Source organism: Achromobacter sp. ISS7 (assembly GCF_056523125.1).
Genome location: NZ_JAWRZD010000001.1, coordinates 3,863,405 through 3,881,106, shown reverse-complemented (window position 1 = coordinate 3,881,106; position 17,702 = coordinate 3,863,405). Strand labels below are relative to the sequence as shown.

The 17,702-nt window shown below is 66.5% G+C and carries 18 protein-coding genes; 14 read left to right on the top strand and 4 right to left on the bottom strand.

Annotated features, from left to right (window positions below):
- Window positions 1-31 precede the first annotated feature (31 nt).
- Both AC1HFW_RS17490 and yjgA read right to left on the bottom strand, forming a co-directional pair.
- Window positions 32-709: an alpha/beta hydrolase gene (locus AC1HFW_RS17490; protein ID WP_061072505.1), complete on the bottom strand. Its 678-nt coding sequence runs from the start codon at window positions 707-709 to the stop codon at window positions 32-34.
- A gap of 15 nt (window positions 710-724) precedes the next feature.
- Window positions 725-1,273 carry a ribosome biogenesis factor YjgA gene (yjgA, locus tag AC1HFW_RS17485; protein WP_116520526.1) on the bottom strand — a complete coding sequence of 183 codons (549 nt, stop codon included), beginning with the start codon at window positions 1,271-1,273 and terminating at the stop codon, window positions 725-727.
- Window positions 1,274-1,331: 58 nt separating this feature from the next.
- On the opposite strand from yjgA, the gene pmbA reads away from it, so the two are divergent.
- The 12 genes from pmbA to erpA all read left to right on the top strand — a co-directional run bounded on the left by pmbA (window position 1,332) and on the right by erpA (window position 12,753).
- Window positions 1,332-2,696 carry a metalloprotease PmbA gene (gene pmbA, locus AC1HFW_RS17480; protein ID WP_006392784.1) on the top strand — a complete coding sequence of 455 codons (1,365 nt, stop codon included), beginning with the start codon at window positions 1,332-1,334 and terminating at the stop codon, window positions 2,694-2,696.
- Window positions 2,697-2,882: 186 nt separating this feature from the next.
- A complete protein-coding gene (locus AC1HFW_RS17475) occupies window positions 2,883-4,160 on the top strand; it encodes a TRAP transporter substrate-binding protein (protein ID WP_479284608.1) in 1,278 nt (425 codons plus the stop codon).
- A 257-nt stretch (window positions 4,161-4,417) separates the two neighbouring features.
- Entirely contained in the window at window positions 4,418-5,572 is a 1,155-nt protein-coding gene (locus AC1HFW_RS17470) for an ABC transporter substrate-binding protein (RefSeq protein ID WP_006392786.1), read from the top strand.
- Between the two features lie 249 nt (window positions 5,573-5,821).
- Window positions 5,822-6,703: a branched-chain amino acid ABC transporter permease gene (locus tag AC1HFW_RS17465; protein ID WP_006388637.1), complete on the top strand. Its 882-nt coding sequence runs from the start codon at window positions 5,822-5,824 to the stop codon at window positions 6,701-6,703.
- A 2-nt stretch (window positions 6,704-6,705) separates the two neighbouring features.
- The gene (locus tag AC1HFW_RS17460; RefSeq protein WP_006392787.1) at window positions 6,706-7,572 is read left to right on the top strand and encodes a branched-chain amino acid ABC transporter permease; all 867 of its coding nucleotides are present in this window, start codon (window positions 6,706-6,708) and stop codon (window positions 7,570-7,572) included.
- Window positions 7,565-8,353 (top strand): ABC transporter ATP-binding protein, encoded by a 789-nt coding sequence (locus AC1HFW_RS17455; protein ID WP_006392788.1) that lies wholly within the window; start codon window positions 7,565-7,567, stop codon window positions 8,351-8,353. Before AC1HFW_RS17460 ends, AC1HFW_RS17455 begins: the two co-directional genes overlap by 8 nt.
- Entirely contained in the window at window positions 8,350-9,060 is a 711-nt protein-coding gene (locus AC1HFW_RS17450) for an ABC transporter ATP-binding protein (protein WP_006392789.1), read from the top strand. The genes AC1HFW_RS17455 and AC1HFW_RS17450 overlap by 4 nt, the downstream gene beginning before the upstream one ends.
- 362 nt (window positions 9,061-9,422) lie before the next feature.
- Window positions 9,423-9,851: a 50S ribosomal protein L13 gene (rplM, locus tag AC1HFW_RS17445; protein WP_006217309.1), complete on the top strand. Its 429-nt coding sequence runs from the start codon at window positions 9,423-9,425 to the stop codon at window positions 9,849-9,851.
- Between the two features lie 9 nt (window positions 9,852-9,860).
- Window positions 9,861-10,253: a 30S ribosomal protein S9 gene (gene rpsI, locus AC1HFW_RS17440; protein WP_006388641.1), complete on the top strand. Its 393-nt coding sequence runs from the start codon at window positions 9,861-9,863 to the stop codon at window positions 10,251-10,253.
- Window positions 10,254-10,442: 189 nt separating this feature from the next.
- Window positions 10,443-11,507 (top strand): N-acetyl-gamma-glutamyl-phosphate reductase, encoded by a 1,065-nt coding sequence (gene argC / locus AC1HFW_RS17435; RefSeq protein WP_006392790.1) that lies wholly within the window; start codon window positions 10,443-10,445, stop codon window positions 11,505-11,507.
- 41 nt (window positions 11,508-11,548) lie between these two features.
- Entirely contained in the window at window positions 11,549-12,295 is a 747-nt protein-coding gene (locus tag AC1HFW_RS17430) for a DUF6776 family protein (RefSeq protein WP_061074417.1), read from the top strand.
- Between the two features lie 86 nt (window positions 12,296-12,381).
- Complete coding sequence (erpA, locus tag AC1HFW_RS17425; RefSeq protein WP_006388644.1) at window positions 12,382-12,753, top strand: iron-sulfur cluster insertion protein ErpA; 372 nt, start codon at window positions 12,382-12,384, stop codon at window positions 12,751-12,753.
- A 106-nt stretch (window positions 12,754-12,859) separates the two neighbouring features.
- On the opposite strand, the gene AC1HFW_RS17420 is transcribed toward erpA, so the two are convergent.
- Both AC1HFW_RS17420 and AC1HFW_RS17415 read right to left on the bottom strand, forming a co-directional pair.
- A complete protein-coding gene (locus AC1HFW_RS17420; protein ID WP_479284603.1) occupies window positions 12,860-13,969 on the bottom strand; it encodes an anhydro-N-acetylmuramic acid kinase in 1,110 nt (369 codons plus the stop codon).
- Between the two features lie 78 nt (window positions 13,970-14,047).
- Window positions 14,048-15,457 carry a M23 family metallopeptidase gene (locus AC1HFW_RS17415; protein WP_035359964.1) on the bottom strand — a complete coding sequence of 470 codons (1,410 nt, stop codon included), beginning with the start codon at window positions 15,455-15,457 and terminating at the stop codon, window positions 14,048-14,050.
- Window positions 15,458-15,715: 258 nt separating this feature from the next.
- Between AC1HFW_RS17415 and tyrS the strand changes: the two genes are divergently transcribed.
- Together tyrS and AC1HFW_RS17405 are read left to right on the top strand one after the other, a co-directional pair.
- Window positions 15,716-16,945 (top strand): tyrosine--tRNA ligase, encoded by a 1,230-nt coding sequence (gene tyrS / locus AC1HFW_RS17410; RefSeq protein ID WP_479284601.1) that lies wholly within the window; start codon window positions 15,716-15,718, stop codon window positions 16,943-16,945.
- A 72-nt stretch (window positions 16,946-17,017) separates the two neighbouring features.
- The gene (locus tag AC1HFW_RS17405) at window positions 17,018-17,674 is read left to right on the top strand and encodes a YbhB/YbcL family Raf kinase inhibitor-like protein (protein WP_006392795.1); all 657 of its coding nucleotides are present in this window, start codon (window positions 17,018-17,020) and stop codon (window positions 17,672-17,674) included.
- The last annotated feature ends 28 nt before the right edge of the window (window positions 17,675-17,702 follow it).

Below are 17,702 nucleotides of genomic sequence, written 5' to 3'. Positions count from 1 at the left end.
GGGGGCAGCGGCGCGGCGCGCGCCGCCCGCGTCAGGCCAGGACCTGGTTCAGGAAGCGCGAGATGTCGGCCACTTCCTCGGCGCAGACCGAGTGCGGCATGGGGTAGGTGTGCCAGCGCACGTCGTAGCCCAGGCGCTCCAGCTCGGCCCGCGAGGCCTCGGCGCGCGGCAGCGACACCACCGGGTCGTACAGGCCGTGGGCCATGAAGATCGGGGTGCGCTGGTTGGCCGGGGCGCGCTCGGCCTCGGCGCTGTCCAGCAGCGGCAGGTAGCCCGACAGGCCCATCATGCCGGCCAGCTTGTCCTGCAGGCGCAGGCCCGTGTGCAGGGTCATGGCGCAGCCTTGCGAGAAGCCCGCCAGCACGATGTTCGAGGTCGGGATGCCGCGCGCGTTCTCGCGCGCGATCAGCTTGTGGATCGCGGCTTCCGAGGCGCGGATACCCTTGGCGTCTTCCACCCGTACCAGGTCCATCACCAGGATGTCGTACCAGGAACGCATCGCCATGCCGTTGTTGATGGTGACGCGCTGCACCGGGGCATTGGGGAAAACGAAGCGCACGCCCAGGCCGGCCGGCAGGTCGAGTTCCGGCACGATGGGCGCGAAGTCGTTGCCGTCGGCGCCCAGGCCGTGCAGCCAGATCACGGCGTGCGTGGGGTTGGGGGCGGTTTCGATCTCGATGCAATCGAGCAGGTCGGTCGGGGCGTTCATGGACGGCGGGCGCAATCAGTGGGTGAGGGTCTTGAGGGTCTGGAACAGCGCGCGATAGTGCTTTTTCTGCGGTTCCTGGCCTTGCAGCAGGGCGGCGTTGGCCGCCTTTTCCTTGCGGGCGGCGCGAATCACCGCGCGCAGCTGCTGCACATCCGCCTGCGGATTGTCGTTCAGCAGCTTGGTCAGGGCCTCGTCGTCGTCGAGCAGGCGGTCGCGCAGGGTTTCCAGGCGGTGCATGGCCGCGGTTTCCTCGCGCGAGCCGTTTTCCCAGACGTCGAGCTGGGCGCGGATCTCGTCGGCGGGCGCGTCGCGCATCAGCTTGCCCACGAAGTGGGTCTGGCGGCGCCGGCCTTCGCGGCTGGTGGTGCGCTGCGCCTCGCGGATCGCCTCGTAGAGGCGTTCGGCCAGGGGCAACTGCTTGAGGCGATCGGGGGACAGTTCGATCAGCTGCTTGCCCAGGTCCAGCAGCGCGTGCATGTCGCGCTTGACCTGGGACTTGCTGGGACGATCGTAGCCGTTCTCGTCGTAGCCGTCGGTGGATTCTTCTTCGATATGGGAATTCATGGAAAACTGCGCAATGACAGACTTGGCTATGATAACCGTCTCTGCAAATTGGACAGCAATGGTCAAATCCTCCTCCTCCTTGCCGCTGGCGGCCAATCACGCGCGTTTTTCCGAACTCGTCGAGCAAACGCTGGCCTACGCGCGCCAGATCGGCGCCTCGGACGCCGCGGCCGAAGTTTCCGAAAGCCTGGGCCTGTCGGTATCGGTGCGCAAGAACGACATCGAGACCGTCGAACAGACCCGTGACCGCTCGCTCGACCTGACGGTCTACGCCGGCCAGAGCCGCGGCTCCGCCTCGACCTCCGACTTCTCCGAAGCCGCGCTGCGCCAGACGGTCGAAGCCGCCTGGCACATCGCCCGCCATACCGCCGCCGACCCGGCCGCCGGCCTGCCCGACGCCGACCAGCTGGCCACCGAATTCCCCGACCTCGACCTGCATCGCGCCTGGACGGTGTCCACCGAGGAAGCCGCCGAGCTGGCGCTGCGCGCCGAACGCGCCGCGCGCGAGGTCGATGCGCGCATCACCAATACCGATGGCGCCACGGTCGGCACCTACGAAGGCCAGTTCGTCATGGGCAACACCCGTGGCTTCCTGGGCGGCTACCCGTATTCGCGCCACAGCCTGTCGGTGGCGCCCATCGCCGGGCGCGGCAACGGCATGCAGCGCGACTACTGGTACACCTCCGAGCGCGATCCGGCCAAGCTGGCCACGCCCGAGGCCGTCGGCCGCTACGCCGCCGAGCGCACCCTGTCGCGCCTGTCGGCCCGCCGCATCCGCACCGGCAAGTTCCCGGTCCTGTTCGAGGCGCCGCTGGCGCTCGGCCTGGTCGGCGCCCTGACGCAGGCCGCCAACGGCGGCGCGCTGTACCGCAAGGCCAGCTTCCTGCTCGACGCCCTGGGCAAGCCGATCTTCCCCGAACACATCAATCTGACCGAAGACCCGCACATCCGCGGCGCCATGGGCAGCTCGCCGTTCGACGACGAGGGCGTGCGCACCCGCAAGCGCAGCGTGGTGTCGGCCGGCGTGCTGGAAGGCTATTTCCTGTCTTCCTACACCGCGCGCAAGCTCGGCATGCAGACCACCGGCAACGCCGGCGGCTCGCACAACCTGGTCTTCAGCTCCACGCTGACGCGCCGCGGCGACGACTTCGAAGCCATGCTCAAGAAGATGGGCACCGGCTTCCTGGTCACCGAGCTGATCGGGCAGGGCGTGAACTACGTCACCGGCGACTACTCGCGCGGCGCGTTCGGCTACTGGGTCGAGAACGGCCAGATCCAGCACGCGGTGCAGGAAATCACCATCGCCGGCAACCTGTCGGACATGTTCCGCCAGATCGTCGCGGTGGGCGCCGACACGATCTCGCGCGGCACCAAGACCACCGGCTCGATCCTGATCGAGCAGATGGCGATCGCGGGCACCTGATTCCGCGTCGCCCTGGCAACGCCCGCCTGCGCGGGGCCCGCGGGCTCCGACAGGCGGGCGTTGTCGTTTGCGCGCGCTTTGCAATCCTTGACCGCTCGGGAATTCCTCTAGCCGTCAGGCACGATTGCAACGTGTAATATCCGGCGGGTATTGCTCAAACTGGTATCGCTGTAGAGGAGCAAAGAGATGCAACGACGTTCATTCTTGAAGCAGGCCGGCCTGGGCGCCGTGGCGACGGGGGCGGCGATCAGCGCTCCCGCCCTGGCGCAGGATTCCCCCTCGATCAGCTGGCGCCTGGCGTCCGGCTTCCCGGCCGCGCTGGACCTGCGCTTCGGCGCCGGCGAGATCTTCCGCAAATTCGTCTCCGACGCCACCGGCGGCAAGTTCAGCATCCGCCAGCTGGCCGACGGCGAGATCGCGCCCGCGGCGGAACTGATGGACGCGGTCGGCGCCGCCAAGGTCGAGTGCGCCCACGTCTCGTCAGGCATCTACTTCGCCAAAAACCCCGCCTTCTGCTTCGATTCGGCGGTGCCGTTCGGGCTCGACGCGGGCCAGATGAACGCCTGGATGCTCGAAGGCGACGGCCTGCGCCTGACGCGCGAGCTGTTCAAGGCGCAGAAGATCATCAACTTCCCGCTCGGCAACACCGGTTCGCAGATGGGCCTGTGGTCCAACCGCGAGATCAAGCGCGCGACCGACCTGAAAGACCTGAGAATGCGCGTCGACGGCCTGGCGGCGCAGGTGCTGGCGCACCTGGGCGTGGCGACGCAGCAGGCCGGAGCGGCCGGGCAGGCCGATGAGGGGAAGGGCGCCGAGGCCGCCAAGGAGGCCAAGCCGGCCGAAGCGACCAAGGAGGCCAAGCCGGCTGAGGCGATCAAGGACGCCAAGCCGGCTGAGGCGACCAAGGACGCGAAACCGGCCGAGGGCGCAAAGCCGGCCGATGCCGCCAAGCCCGCCGACAATGCCAAGCCGGCCGATGGCGCAGCCAGGACGGGCCCGGATGCCGTGGCCGGCGCCGGCGCCTACGACGATGGCAAGCTGGGCCTGAACAAGACCGCCAGGTTCTATTACGGCCCCAGCTGGTGGGCCGCCAGCGAACAGCTGTCGCTCTATATCAATGAAGAGGCCTGGGCCAAGCTGCCCAAGCACTACCAGGCCGTGCTCGAGGCCGCCGCCCTGGCCGCGCACACCCGCACCACGGCGGCCTACGCCGCCCGCAATCCCGCCGCGCTGGCCCAACTGGTCGCGGCCGGCGCGCAGGTGCGCGCCTTGCCGCGCTCGGTCATGGACGCGGCGTTCGAGGCGTCCCTGCAGGTCTACAAGGACTTGAGCGAGAAAGACCCGAAGTTCAAGGCGATCCACGACAACTACATGGGCTTTCGCGACAGCGCGATGCCCTGGTTCCGCCTGACCCGCGGCGCCTACGACCAGTACCTGGGCGTGGCGCTGTCGGCGCGCAGCTGATGGCAGGTCCGGATGCCGAATGGCATTCGGTTGGAGGTGGGGTTTTCGCTGATAACCCCGGTTTTTTTACAAAAAAATGGGCGGTTTTGCTCCTTTTGTTGAACGGCATTCGAGTTTCGGCCTGATACAAAGGAGTAATATCCCGGGTCTTGACGCGCAAACGTGACGCCTTCAGGCGCCATTCGACGTCAATCCGGCGGGAACATCCCGGCCTGGATAACCAACATTCCGAGACAGACTTTAAGGTGGTATCAACCATGCAATCGAAGACCAAGAAGCTGCTGGCCGCGCTGATCGCCGCCGGTATCGTCCCGGCTGCCCATGCGGCCGACATCAAGCTGGGCGTGGCCGAGGCCCTGTCGGGCGGCGCCGCCCAGTACGGCGTGTCGATCCGCAACGGTTTCCAACTGGCGGCTGACGAGATCAACGCCGCGGGCGGGATCAACGGCAACAAGATCGTGCTGGTGGTCGAGGACGAGCAAGGCAAGAAAGAAGAAGCCATCAACGTCTTCAAGAAGCTGATCTTCAAGGACAACGTCCTGATGGTCTTCGGCCCGACGCTGTCGAACTCGGCCCAGGCCGCCGATCCGGTCGCCCAGGCCGCCAAGACGGTCGCCTTCGGCACCTCCAACACCGCCGACGGTATCACCTCGATCGGCAACTACGTGTTCCGCAACTCGGTCACCGAAGCCGACGTGCTGCCGGCCACCATCTCCACCGTGAAGGCCAAGACCGGCCTGAAGAACGTGGCCGTGCTGTACGGCAACGACGACGTCTTCACCAAGAGCGGCTACGACAACTTCAAGAAGGCCCTGGAAGACCAGAAGATCCCGGTCACCACGACCGAAACGTTCGCCAAGGGCGACGTCGACTTCAAGGCCCAGCTGACCAAGATCAAGGGCACCAACCCCGACGCCATCGTGCTGTCGGCGCTGCTGGCCGAAGGCGCCCCGATCATGGTGCAGGCCCGCCAACTGGGCCTGAACGTGCCCGTCATCGGCGGCAACGGCATGAACTCGGTCAAGATCTTCGACCTGGCCCCCGGCGGCGCGTCGAACAACCTGTGGATCGGCAGCCCGTGGTCGATCGAGAACAAGGCCCCCGAGAACGTCAAGTTCATCGACGCCTACAAGGCCAAGTTCAACGGCGCGCCCGACCAGTTCGCCGCGCAGTCGTACGACGCCATGTACATCGTCGCCCAGGCCCTGAAGAACACCAAGATCTCCGGCGAACTGGCCAAGGATCGCGCCGCCCTGCGTGACGCGCTGCCGTCGGTCCAATGGACCGGCGCCACCGGTGCCTTCAAGTTCCGCCAGGCCACCGACCGCGCCGGCAAGCCCGCCGGCTACGACGCCGACCAGGCGCCGATCGTCAGCGTGACCAAGGACGGCAAGTACGTCATCGAGAAGTAAGCAGTCCGCATCCCCGCGCGGGGGGATGCGCCTTGCGGACGGCGGCTGGCCGCGGTCCGCAAGGCGCTTTTTATCGTAGGACTCCCCAGGAATAGAACGGCTCTCTCAGGGCGGCAGGTCCACGCAATGCGCGGCGTGGAAGGCCTTACACAGGCCTGCCCCGGGTCCCGAAGCCGAGCCTGGCGAGCGGCAAGTCCACGCAGGGGGCGCAGCGTGGAGGCTCTTTTTTGATTTGGAATATGTCCCATCATGTTGGAACAACAATTCGTTAACGCCTTGTCGCTGGGCTGTGTGTACGCACTGTTCGCGCTGGGCTTCACGCTGGTATTCGGCGTGCTCGGGGTGATCAACCTCGCGCATGGCGCCGTCTTCATGGTGGGGGCCTACGCGGCGCTCTCCGTGGTGCAGCATTTCGGCCTGCCCCTGTGGGCGGCGCTGATGGTGGCATTTTTCGTTGCCGGCTTCACCGGGGTCATCATCGACTACCTGGTGCTCAAGCCGCTGCGTAAACGCAACGCACCCCACTTGATCCCCATGATCGCCACGATCGGCGTGGGCATCATCCTGAACAATGGCGCGCAAGGCATCTTCGGCGCCAGCAACCTGCGCTTCCCGCACGGCACCGTGCCCGAGGAAGTCATCGAGATCGCCGGCCTGCACCTGACCGTGATCGAACTGGGCATCATCTTCCTGTCGTTCGCGCTGATGGCCCTGCTGATGTTCGTGATGCGTCGCACGCAGTTCGGCCGCGCCCTGCGCGCCATTGCCGAATCGCCCAAGGCCGCCTGGCTGCTGGGCATCAACGTCGAAAAGCTCTTCATCACCACCTCGTTCGCCGCCGCCGCATTGGGCGGGGTCGCGGGCGTGCTGATCGGCCTGTACTCGAATGCGCTGTTCCCGCTGATGGGCCAGCCGATGCTGCACAAGGGCATCGCGGTCATCATCCTCGGCGGCATGGGCGACATTCGTGGCGCCATGCTGGGCGGGCTGTTCCTGGGCTTCGCTGAAGTGCTGTCGGTGGCCTACATCGGCTCCACCATGCGCGACGCGGTGGCATTCGGCCTGCTGTTCCTGATCCTGCTGGTGCGCCCGCAAGGTCTGTTCGGCAAAGTGGTTCAACGCAAGGCGTGAGTATGAGCGGATTCGAAAACTTCTGGGCCATCTATGGCAACCTGGTGCTGACGCTCGGCACCAACGCCCTGCTGGCCCTCTCCATCTGGCTGACGCTTGCCTGCGGCATGCTGGCCATGGCCAATGCGGCCTTCATGGGCATCGGCGCCTACGCGGCGGCGTTGCTCACCATGAACTACGACGTCTCGTTCCCGGTCGCGCTGGCCGGCGGCATGGCGGCGCCAGCCCTGGTGGCGGCGCTGATCGGGTTGCCGACCTTGCGGCTGTCAGGGGTCTACCTCGCCATGGCCACGCTGGGCTTCGGCGAAGTGGTGCGGGTGACGGTGCTGAACACCGAGTCGATCACCGGCGGCGCGCTGGGCCTGAACGGCATTCCGCAGCTGACGCAGTGGTGGCACGTCATCCTGGCGGTCGTCATCGTGCTGTTCGTGCTGTGGCGCGTGCGCGCCTCCAAGATCGGACGCGCCTTCGAGGCCATCCGCGGCGACGAGACCGCGGCGGGCCTGATGGGCATCGACGTGCGCGCCAACAAGATGCTGGCCTTCGTGGCGGGCGCGATGATCGCCGGCCTGGCCGGCGCCCTCAACGCGCACCTGACCTTCTTCATCGGCCCCAACGAATACGGCTTCGACCGTGGCGTTGAAATCCTGACGATGGCCATCCTGGGCGGTATCGGCGGCCTGGCCGGTCCCGTGCTCGGCAGCTTCATCATTACCGTGCTGCCCGAGATGCTGCGCGGTTTCGCGGATTTCCGCCTGGTCATCAACGGAGTGATCCTGGTGGTGATTGTGCTGTTCCTGCCGCAAGGCATCTGGGATCCGGCGCGCTTCAAGCGCTGGATGCGTCAAGGAGGCAAGCGCCATGCTTGAGCTGACCTCCGTTTCCAAGAGCTTCGGCGGCCTGCACGTGCTGCATGACGTCAGCCTGTCGGTGCCCGAGGGCGCGATCTTCGGCCTGATCGGCCCCAACGGCGCCGGCAAGACCACGGTGTTCAACCTGATCACCGGCCTGCTGCCGCCCAGCGGCGGCGGCATCGCCTTCAAGGGTGAAAGCCTGCTGCGCCGCAAGCCGCACGCCATCACCCGCATGGGCATCGCCCGCACTTTCCAGAACATCCGTCTCTTCAAGGAGATGACGCTGCTGGAGAACGTGGTGGTGGGCGCCTATCGCCACATGAACTACGGCTTCCCCAGCCTGCTGCTGGGCCTGCCGGGCTACCGCGAGCACGAGAAGCGCGCCCGCGAGCGCGCCCACGAGCTGCTGACGTGGATGCGCCTGGACCACAAGGCCAACGACCTGGCCGACAACCTGTCGTACGGCGAACAGCGCCGCCTGGAGCTGGCGCGCGCGCTGGCCACCGAGCCCAAGCTGCTGCTGCTGGACGAGCCGGTGGCCGGCATGAACACCGGCGAGCGCGCCGAGTTGATGCGCGAGATCCTGGCGATCCGCGACCGCGGCTACACCATCCTCATGATCGAGCACGACATGCGCTTCGTGATGGGGCTGTGCGAACGCATCGCGGTGCTGAACTTCGGCAAGATCATCGCTTGCGGCGGACCCGAAGAGATCCGCAACAACGAGCAGGTCATCGAGGCCTACCTGGGTCGCGAGGACGACGACGACATCGACAACGCGGAGGCCGCACAATGAGCGCAATGCTGGAAGTCCGCGGACTCGAGGTCAACTACGGCCACATCGAGGCCGTCCGCGGCATCGACCTGGACCTGGAAGCCAAGGAAATCACCGCCCTGGTCGGCGCCAACGGCGCCGGCAAGTCGACCACGCTGCTGGCCCTGTCGGGCCTGCTGCCCAAGGCGCGCGGCAAGATCCTGTTCGAAGGCGAGGACGTCACCAACCTGGCGCCGCACCAACTGGTGGCGCGCGGCATCGTCCAGGTGCCGGAAGGCCGGGCCATCCTCACCACCATGACCGTGTTGGAAAACCTCGAGCTGGGCGCCTACCGCCGCGGCCTGAAGAACGTCGACTCGGACCTGGAATACGTCTTCAACCTGTTCCCGCGCCTGAAAGAGCGGATCACCGGCATCGCCGGCAACCTCTCCGGCGGCGAACAGCAGATGCTGGCGATCGGCCGCGCCCTGATGGCCAAGCCGCGCCTGTTGCTGCTGGACGAGCCGTCGATGGGCCTGGCGCCGATCGTGGTGCAGGAAATCTTCCGCTCGCTGCGGGCGATCAACGCCGACGGCCTGACCCTGTTCCTGGTGGAGCAGAACGTGCGCCAGGCGCTCAAGATCGCCCAGCACGGCTACGTGCTGGAGAACGGCGCCATGGCGCTGTCGGGCACCGGCCGCGGGCTGCTGGGCCATCCGCGGGTGCTGGAAGCCTACCTGGGCGCCTGATCCGCGCCGCGCGGCGGGGCACGGGGCGGGGCCGAAACGGCTGCACTTGTGTCCCTTTTTAAGAATGCGACAGCCGCTCCCCAGGGAGCGGCTGTTCATTTGCCTGGATCCGACCACGATTGCCCATTTTTTGAGCATCCGTGGTAGAATTTCAGGCTTTCCCTCATTTTGACCATTGCACGGGCGGGTAATAACGCTTAGGCGGGACGTCGATAGGGACAATGGAACGGCTGAAAAGCGATCGGTTGACCCCGGCACTGAAACCCAGTTGCTGGAAAGACGCCGGTTCCATCGTCTAGTTGAGGGAAAAAGCCTGGCTGGATCGTCCAGTCAGAGACCATTTTTCATATCTAGGAACCATCATGAAGACCTTTGTGGCCAAGCCGCATGAAGTCCAACGTGACTGGTTTGTGATCGACGCCAAGGGCAAAGTCCTCGGTCGTGTGGCCAGCGAAGTCGCACGTCGTCTGCGTGGCAAGCACAAACCTGAATTCACGCCGCACGTTGATACTGGCGATTACATCGTCATCATCAACGCTTCCGATATCGTCGTTACCGGTACCAAGGCGAAGGACAAGAAGTACTTCCGCCACACCACGTACCCGGGCGGTATCCGCGAAACGAACTTCGAGAAGATGCAAGAGCGTTTTCCCGGTCGCGCCATCCAGAAGGCTGTCAAGGGCATGCTGCCCAAGGGTCCTCTGGGCTACGCCATGATCAAGAAGCTGAAGGTCTATGCCGGTGCCGAGCACCCGCACACCGCCCAGCAGCCCAAGACGCTGGATATCTAAGGAAACGCCATGATCGGTAACTGGAACTACGGAACCGGCCGTCGCAAAACTTCGGTGGCTCGCGTTTTCATCAAGAAGGGCACCGGCAAGATCGTCGTCAACGGCAAGCCCGTCGACGAGTTCTTCGCTCGTGAAACCGGCCGCATGGTCGTGCGCCAGCCGCTGGAACTGACCGGCCACCTGGAATCGTTCGACATCAAGGTCAACGTGCACGGCGGCGGTGAAACCGGCCAGGCCGGCGCAGTCCGTCACGGCATCACGCGTGCCCTGATCGACTACGACGCGACCCTGAAGCCCGCGCTGTCGCAAGCTGGTTTCGTGACCCGCGATGCCCGCGAAGTCGAACGCAAGAAGGTCGGCTTCCGCAAGGCGCGCCGTCGCAAGCAGTTCAGCAAGCGTTAATCGCTGCGAAAAAAGCCCGCCTCGTGCGGGCTTTTTTTTACATCCCGGGGCCCAGGCCCCGATCCAGGCCCGCGGAACTCCGCGGGCTTCGTCCGGTCGGACACCGGTCGCCGCGCGCTTTCAGGCGTGGCGGCAAGGCCGGTTGTCCGAGCGATACAATCGAGCCTCGTTCTACGAAGAGCACACATCATGGCCCAAGCATCGAACTCCCGCATCAAGGTTGGTATCGTCGGCGGCACCGGTTACACCGGCGTCGAACTGCTGCGCTTGCTGTCGCAGCATCCCCATGTGGAATTGACCGCCATCACGTCCCGCAAGGAAGACGGGCTGCCGGTGGCCGACATGTACCCGAACCTGCGCGGCCGCGTGCAGATCGCCTTTTCCTCGCCGGAAAAGGCCACGCTGACCGACTGCGACGTGGTGTTCTTCGCCACGCCCCATGGCGTGGCCATGGCCCAGGCCCAGGAACTGATCGCCGCCGGCACCAAGGTCATCGACCTGGCCGCGGACTTCCGCCTGCAGGACGTGCCCACCTTCGAACGCTGGTACAAGATTCCCCATACGTGCCCGGACATCCTGGCTGAATCTCAGTACGGCCTGGTCGAGCTGAACCGCGAAGCCATCTCCAAGGCGCGCGTGATCGGCAACCCGGGCTGCTACCCGACCACCGTGCTGCTGGGCCTGGCCCCGCTGCTCGAAGGCGGCAAGCAGCTGGTTGATGCGCAGACCCTGATCGCCGACTGCAAGTCGGGCGTGTCGGGCGCCGGCCGCAAGGCCGAAGTCGGTTCGCTGTTCTCCGAGGCCTCGGACAACTTCAAGGCCTACGGCGTGGCCGGCCACCGCCACCATCCCGAAATCGTCGCCCAGCTCGAGAAGATCGCCGGCGGCAAGGTCGGCCTGACCTTCGTGCCGCACCTGGTGCCGATGATCCGCGGCATGTACTCGACCATCTACGCCCGCATCAAGCCCGAGGCGCGCGACACCGACTTCCAGGCCCTGTTCGAGCAGCGCTACGCCGACGAGGCGTTCGTCGACGTCATGCCCGCCGGGAGCCTGCCCGAGACGCGCTCGGTGCGCGCTTCCAACAACCTGCGCATCGCGTTGTCGCGTCCGGGCGGCGGCGACCAGCTCATCATCATGGTGGTGCAGGACAACCTGGTGAAGGGCGCGGCCGGCCAGGCCGTGCAGAACATGAACCTGATGTTCGGCTTCCCCGAGACCGTCGGTCTCGACCAGGTCGCGATCCTGCCCTGATGCCGCGCCGGGCCGGCGGCAAGCCCGCCGGCCCGCTTTCCATGTCCAACGATTCTTCCGCCACACCTCGAACCTCCCGCCCCGGCCTTGGCCTGCGGGTTGCCGCCGGCGTGCTGGCGGGCGTGCTGGTGGGGGCCGCGGCCGGCTATTACTACGCCCGTGGCGTCTACCAGCCCAAGGACGCGGTGGTGCTCAGCGCCGACCAGGCCGAGGCGCGCGACGAAGCCATGCGCCAGCAGGCGGTCCAGCTGCGCTACACCCGCGGCCAGCTCGACACCGCCGACGGCGAGCTCGTGATCGAGCGCTCGGCGCGCCAGGAACTCGAAACCCAGCTGCACGCGGCGCAGGCCGAAGTCGGCCGGGTGCGCGATCAGCTGGCGTTCTATGAACAATTGCTGCCGCCGGGGCCGGAAGGCACCGTGGATATTCGCGGCGCCCAGATCGACCGCGACGGCGGCGGCTTGCGCTACAAAGTGCTGCTGATGCGCAGCGGCCGCAATGGCGCGGCCCCGTTCGCCGGCACGCTGCGGTTCCAGGCCACCGGCACGCTCAAGGGCGAAACCGTCACCGTCGACCTGGCGCCGATGCTGGTCAAGGCCGAAAGCGGGCCGGTGCCCGCCACCGGCGAAACCACGACGGCCGCCTCCCTGGCATTGCAGTTCGACCAGTACCAGCGCAGCCAGGGCGTCCTGGCGGTGCCCGAGGGATTTGTCCCCGAAAGCGTGACCATCAGTGTCCTGGAGGGCGATGTGGTCCGCGCCTCCCGCAGTGTCAAGCTCGAACTTTGAGTCCGGGCGGCGCCTGCGCTATAGTGACTACATGCGAGTGGCGCAGCCGCTCATCGGAATACGGCCCCAGCGGCCAGGAGTGAATCATGAATGCAGTGACCGAAACCGTCGACCTGCAGGCCGCCCCGCCTGCTCCCCTGGTGTTCACCGACTCGGCAGCCGCCAAGGTCAAGGACCTGCTGGCCGAGGAAGGCAATCCCGAGCTGAAGCTGCGCGTGTTCGTGCAGGGTGGCGGCTGTTCGGGTTTCCAGTACGGTTTCACGTTCGATGAAGTCGTCAACGAAGACGACACCGTGCTGGACAAGGCTGGCGTGCAACTGCTGGTCGACCCTATGAGCTTCCAGTACCTGGTCGGCGCCGAGATCGACTACAAGGAAGACCTGGAAGGCGCCCAGTTCGTCATCCGCAATCCCAACGCCAGCACCACCTGCGGCTGCGGTTCGTCGTTCTCGGTGTAATTCCGCGCGCGGCGTGTCGCCGCCATGACGGCCGGCGCCGTCCGTGCGGCCAATAAAAAAGCCCTTCGGTTTGCCGAGGGGCTTTTTGCTGGGCGCGAGCGGCGCGTCAGGCCGGGTAGAGCGCGCCCAGGATGCGCGGGCCGCGGGCGCCGGTGACGCTGGGCAGGCCGGCGGGCCGTCGTGCCAGGAAGGCCTGCGCCAGCCAGGCGAAGGCCAGCGCCTCGACCTGCTGCGCCGGGACGCCCAGCGCATCGGTGGCATGCACCGGACGCTGCAGGCAATACGCCAACTCGCGCATCAGCCCCGGATTGTGGGCGCCGCCGCCGCACACATAGAGCTCGCGCACGTCGTCGCCGGCGGCGTCGATGGCGTTGGCCACGGTGCGGGCCGTCAGGCGCTGCAGGGTGGCCTGCACGTCCTGAGGCGCCGGCGTGGGGCCGTCATAGGCGGCCAGCCGGTCGTCCAGCCAGCGCATGTTGAAGAGGTCGCGGCCGGTCGATTTGGGCGGCGGCAGCGCGAACCAGGGTTCGCTCGCGACCAGTTGTTCCAGCAGCGGCGCCAGCACCTGGCCAGTGGCCGCCCAGCGGCCGTCGGCATCGTAGGACTGGCCCAGATGCCGCTGGCACCAGCCGTCCAGGAAGACGTTGGCCGGGCCGGTGTCGAAGCCGCGCGGGGCCTGTCCCGGCGCCAGCAGCGTGACGTTGGCGATGCCGCCCAGGTTGAGCACGGCGCGGCCTTGCGGCGCGCCGAACACGGCCGCATGGAACGGCGGCACCAGCGGCGCGCCCTGGCCGCCGGCGGCCACGTCGCGGCTGCGGAAGTCCGCCACCACGTCGATGCCGGTCAGCTCGGCCAGCAGGGCGGGCGCGTTCAACTGCACGGTGTAGCCGCTGTCGGGGCGGTGGCGCACGGTCTGGCCGTGGGCGCCGATGGCGGCGACGTCCTGCGCCCGCAGCCCGGCGCCGGCCAGCAGGTCGGCCACCGCCTGCGCATACAGGCGCGCCAGCGCATTGGCGGCCAGCGCGCCGCGCGCCAGTTCGTCGTCGCCGGCCAGGTTCAGCGCCAGGAATTCGGCGCGCAGCGCGGCCGGCATGGGCAGGCTGGCGCTGGCCAGCACCTGCGGCGGCTGGCCGTCGCGCAGGCGCGCCAGGACGCCGTCGACGCCGTCCACGCTGGTGCCGGACATCAGGCCGATGAAATGCTGGGGTGTCGTCATGTCGGATGCCGCCTGAAAAAAAGCGGCCCGGCATCGAGATGCGCGGGCCGCCTTGCGGGTGCGTCATGCAGGTCCGGCTTAGCGGCTGGCCACGTTGGTCAGCGCGTCGGGCAGGGTCTGCTGGAATTCGGTGAGCAGCTGGATCTGCTGCTTGTACGGCGCCACGGCCTGGTTGAAGGCGCGGATCTCGGCCGGTTCCAGGGCGCGGGCGACGGGCAGGTCGACCGACAGCGGGTCGATCGGCTGGTTGTCCACGCGGAACTCGTAGTGCAGGTGCGGACCGGTGGCCCAGCCGGTGGCGCCGACGTAGCCGATCAGTTGGCCCTGCGAGATCTTGCTGCCCTTGGTGATGCCTTCGGCGATGCGGCTCTGGTGAGCGTACAGCGTCGAGTACTTGCCGTGGTGCTTGATGATGACCACGTTGCCGTAGCCGTTCTGCCAGCCCGAGAACTCCACCGTGCCGTCGGCCGTGGAGTGGATCGGCGTGCCCGAGGGCGCGGCGTAGTCCACGCCCTTGTGGCCCGTCCAGGTCTTGTGGATCGGATGCATGCGCATGCCGAACGTCGAGCTGATGCGGCTGAACTTCAGGGCGGTGCGCAGGAACGCGCCGCGCAGGCTGGTGCCGTCGAAGTCGTAGTACGAGCCGGTCTTGTTGTCGGCGCTGAACCAGACGGCGGAGTAGGTCTTGCCGCCGTTGATGAATTCCAGGGCCAGCACGCGGCCGGCGCCAGCGTAGCGGCCGTCGTGCGAGCGCACTTCGTAGACCACGCGGAACTGGTCGCCCTGGCGCAGGTCGCGCAGGAAGTCGATCTTGGCGCTGAGGATGTCGGCCATTTGCATGGTGACCGAATCCGGGATGCCGGCGGCATCGGTGGCGCCGAACAGCGAGGAGCGGATCGTGCCCACGGCGACGCGGGTCTGGCGATCGGTGCTCTCGGTGATTTCCTCGGCCTTGTAGCCGTTGTCGGTGCGCGCCACGTGCAGCATGCGGGTGACGACCTGGCCGTCGGTCTCGTTGCCGGGGGTGTGGATGTAGCGCAGCCAGATCAGGTTGCCTTCCGCGTCGGTCGCGGCCTGCACCGAACGACCCGGGTACAGCTTGTAGATGCTGCGCGCGCTGGCGTCGTGGGTGAGGAAGGTCTGCAGATCCGGCGAATCCAGTTCCAGGCGCTGCAGCACGGCGGCCAGCGTGTCGCCCGCGCGGATGCGGGTTTCGCTGATATACGGCGCGGCGCTGGGCGTGCTGACTTCGACCTGTTCGGTGGTCAGCGGCAGGATGCTCTGGATGACGCGGGTGGGGGGGATTTCGCTGCGGTCGGGTTGCTGCACCATGCCCAAGGCGGCGGCGCCGGCAAACAGACCCATTGCGGTGACGAGAAGAGTGCGGCGGAGAAGTCCCGAGCGATGGGGCTTGGGCTCGACGGGCGCAAACACGGCAGCAACTTTGCGCTTGATGCTACTCGCCATGTCGTGGAGGCCACGATTCATCGTGAAGATACCCTCTCAGGTGGCTTGAGCTCGCAGGGTGCGTGACACGAACGGCCCCCGCGCGCCACGTTTTCCGGGGCAAGGGCTGGCGCGGGGCGCAACTTGTGAACAGCGGGTGGTAGACCGGTGCGCAACTGCGTATATATGACAGTTGCGTATGATTAGGGCGGTATCCTAGCTGATTCGGCTAGAATTTTCGATAGTTTTCGTCACTTTTTACACCTTTTTATCGGCTGAAGCCGTCGCGGCCCCCCATACATGTCACCCTCAGAAGCCCCCATCACTCCCGAAGTCGAAGCCGATCTGCGTATTGCCAAGCGCGGATGCGATGAACTGCTGGTCGAAGCCGAATTCGCCCGCAAGCTGGCCCGCAGCCGCGCCACCGGCGTGCCGCTGCGGATCAAGCTGGGGCTGGATCCGACCGCGCCGGACATCCACCTGGGCCACACCGTCGTGCTCAACAAGATGCGCCAGTTGCAGGACCTGGGCCACGAGGTCATCTTCCTGATCGGCGACTTCACCTCGACCATCGGCGACCCCAGCGGCCGCAACAGCACCCGTCCGCCGCTGACGCGCGAGCAGATCGAGGCCAACGCCAAGACCTACTATGCGCAGGCCAGCCTGGTGCTGGATCCGGCCCGCACCGAGATCCGTTACAACTCCGAGTGGTGTGACCCGCTGGGCGCCCGCGGCATGATCCAGCTGGCGTCGCGCTATACCGTGGCGCGCATGATGGAACGCGAGGATTTCACCAAGCGCTTCAAGGGCGGCATCCCGATCTCGGTGCATGAATTCCTGTACCCGCTGATGCAGGGTTACGACTCGGTGGCGCTGAAGTCCGATCTGGAGCTGGGGGGCACCGATCAGAAGTTCAACTTGCTGGTCGGCCGCGAGCTGCAGAAGGAGTATGGCCAGGAGCCGCAGTGCATCCTGACGATGCCGCTGCTGGTCGGCACCGACGGTGTCGAGAAGATGTCCAAGTCCAAGGGCAACTACATCGGCATTTCGGAGTCGCCCGATTCGATGTTCGGCAAGCTGATGTCGATTTCCGACACGCTGATGTGGCGTTACTTCGAGCTGCTGTCGTTCCGCTCGCTGGAAGACATCGCCGCGCTGCGCCAGGAGATCGAGGGCGGCCGCAATCCGCGCGACGCCAAGGTCATGCTGGCCCAGGAAATCATCGCCCGCTTCCATTCCGCCAAGGCGGCCGAGGACGCGCTGGCCACGTTCGAGGCGCGTTTCCGCGACGGCGCGATTCCGGAAGACATGCCCGAGGTCAGCATCGGCGGCGCGCCGGTCGGCATCCTCAAGCTGCTGCGCGAAGCCGGCCTGGTGGCGTCGGGTTCCGAGGCGCAGCGCAACGTCGAGCAGGGCGGGGTGCGCGTCAATGGCGACCGGGTGGAAGACAAATCGTTGCAACTGCCCGCAGGGACTTACGTCGTCCAGGTGGGCAAGCGCAAGTTCGCGCGTGTTAAGTTGAACCCATAATCGCGAAGATTTTGATACGCTGGAGGGACGTTCAAGGCTGGAATGCCTTCGCAGCACTTCAAGGAGCACGACATGAAACTTTCGAGTTTGTCTTTTTCCGATCACGAGTCGATTCCGGAGCGCTACGCCTTCGGCAAGATCGATGCGCAATCGCACGTCGCGCTGGCTGACAACTTCAACCCGCAGTTTTCCTGGGACGACGTCCCGGCGGGCACGCAGTCGTTCGCCTTGATCTGCCACGACCCGGACGTTCCCTCCAAGCCCGACGACGTCAACCAGGAAGGCCGCGAGGTGCCGGCCGACCTGCCGCGGGTGGATTTCTTCCACTGGGTGCTGGTGGACCTGGCCGCCGACATGCGCGACATCGACGAAGGCGCCTTTTCCAGCGGCATCACGCCGCGCGGCAAGGGCGGCCCGCTGGCGCCGCTGGATGCCCGCCAGGGCATCAACTCGTATTCGTCCTGGTTCGCCAACGACCACGACATGAGCGGCGACTACTTCGGCTATGACGGCCCATGCCCGCCCTGGAACGACGCGCTGGTGCATCGCTACGTGTTCACGCTGTACGCGCTGGACGTGCACACGCTGAACCTGCAGGGGGCGTTCACCGGCGAGGACGCGTTGCGCGCCATCCAGAAGCACGTGCTGGCGCAGGCGTCGCTGACCGGCACCTATACGCTCAATCCGAAGCTGGCGCCCAAGCAGATCGGCGCGACCTCGGCGTCCTGATCGCCGCGATCAGCAAAAAGGGCCGCAT

Coding starts and splice junctions, on each gene's coding strand:
- AC1HFW_RS17490 (WP_061072505.1), bottom strand. CDS start 709: ATGAACGCCCCGACCGACCTGCTCGATTGCATCGAGATCGAAACCGCC.
- yjgA (WP_116520526.1), bottom strand. CDS start 1,273: ATGAATTCCCATATCGAAGAAGAATCCACCGACGGCTACGACGAGAAC.
- pmbA (WP_006392784.1), top strand. CDS start 1,332: ATGGTCAAATCCTCCTCCTCCTTGCCGCTGGCGGCCAATCACGCGCGT.
- AC1HFW_RS17475 (WP_479284608.1), top strand. CDS start 2,883: ATGCAACGACGTTCATTCTTGAAGCAGGCCGGCCTGGGCGCCGTGGCG.
- AC1HFW_RS17470 (WP_006392786.1), top strand. CDS start 4,418: ATGCAATCGAAGACCAAGAAGCTGCTGGCCGCGCTGATCGCCGCCGGT.
- AC1HFW_RS17465 (WP_006388637.1), top strand. CDS start 5,822: ATGTTGGAACAACAATTCGTTAACGCCTTGTCGCTGGGCTGTGTGTAC.
- AC1HFW_RS17460 (WP_006392787.1), top strand. CDS start 6,706: ATGAGCGGATTCGAAAACTTCTGGGCCATCTATGGCAACCTGGTGCTG.
- AC1HFW_RS17455 (WP_006392788.1), top strand. CDS start 7,565: ATGCTTGAGCTGACCTCCGTTTCCAAGAGCTTCGGCGGCCTGCACGTG.
- AC1HFW_RS17450 (WP_006392789.1), top strand. CDS start 8,350: ATGAGCGCAATGCTGGAAGTCCGCGGACTCGAGGTCAACTACGGCCAC.
- rplM (WP_006217309.1), top strand. CDS start 9,423: ATGAAGACCTTTGTGGCCAAGCCGCATGAAGTCCAACGTGACTGGTTT.
- rpsI (WP_006388641.1), top strand. CDS start 9,861: ATGATCGGTAACTGGAACTACGGAACCGGCCGTCGCAAAACTTCGGTG.
- argC (WP_006392790.1), top strand. CDS start 10,443: ATGGCCCAAGCATCGAACTCCCGCATCAAGGTTGGTATCGTCGGCGGC.
- AC1HFW_RS17430 (WP_061074417.1), top strand. CDS start 11,549: ATGTCCAACGATTCTTCCGCCACACCTCGAACCTCCCGCCCCGGCCTT.
- erpA (WP_006388644.1), top strand. CDS start 12,382: ATGAATGCAGTGACCGAAACCGTCGACCTGCAGGCCGCCCCGCCTGCT.
- AC1HFW_RS17420 (WP_479284603.1), bottom strand. CDS start 13,969: ATGACGACACCCCAGCATTTCATCGGCCTGATGTCCGGCACCAGCGTG.
- AC1HFW_RS17415 (WP_035359964.1), bottom strand. CDS start 15,457: ATGAATCGTGGCCTCCACGACATGGCGAGTAGCATCAAGCGCAAAGTT.
- tyrS (WP_479284601.1), top strand. CDS start 15,716: ATGTCACCCTCAGAAGCCCCCATCACTCCCGAAGTCGAAGCCGATCTG.
- AC1HFW_RS17405 (WP_006392795.1), top strand. CDS start 17,018: ATGAAACTTTCGAGTTTGTCTTTTTCCGATCACGAGTCGATTCCGGAG.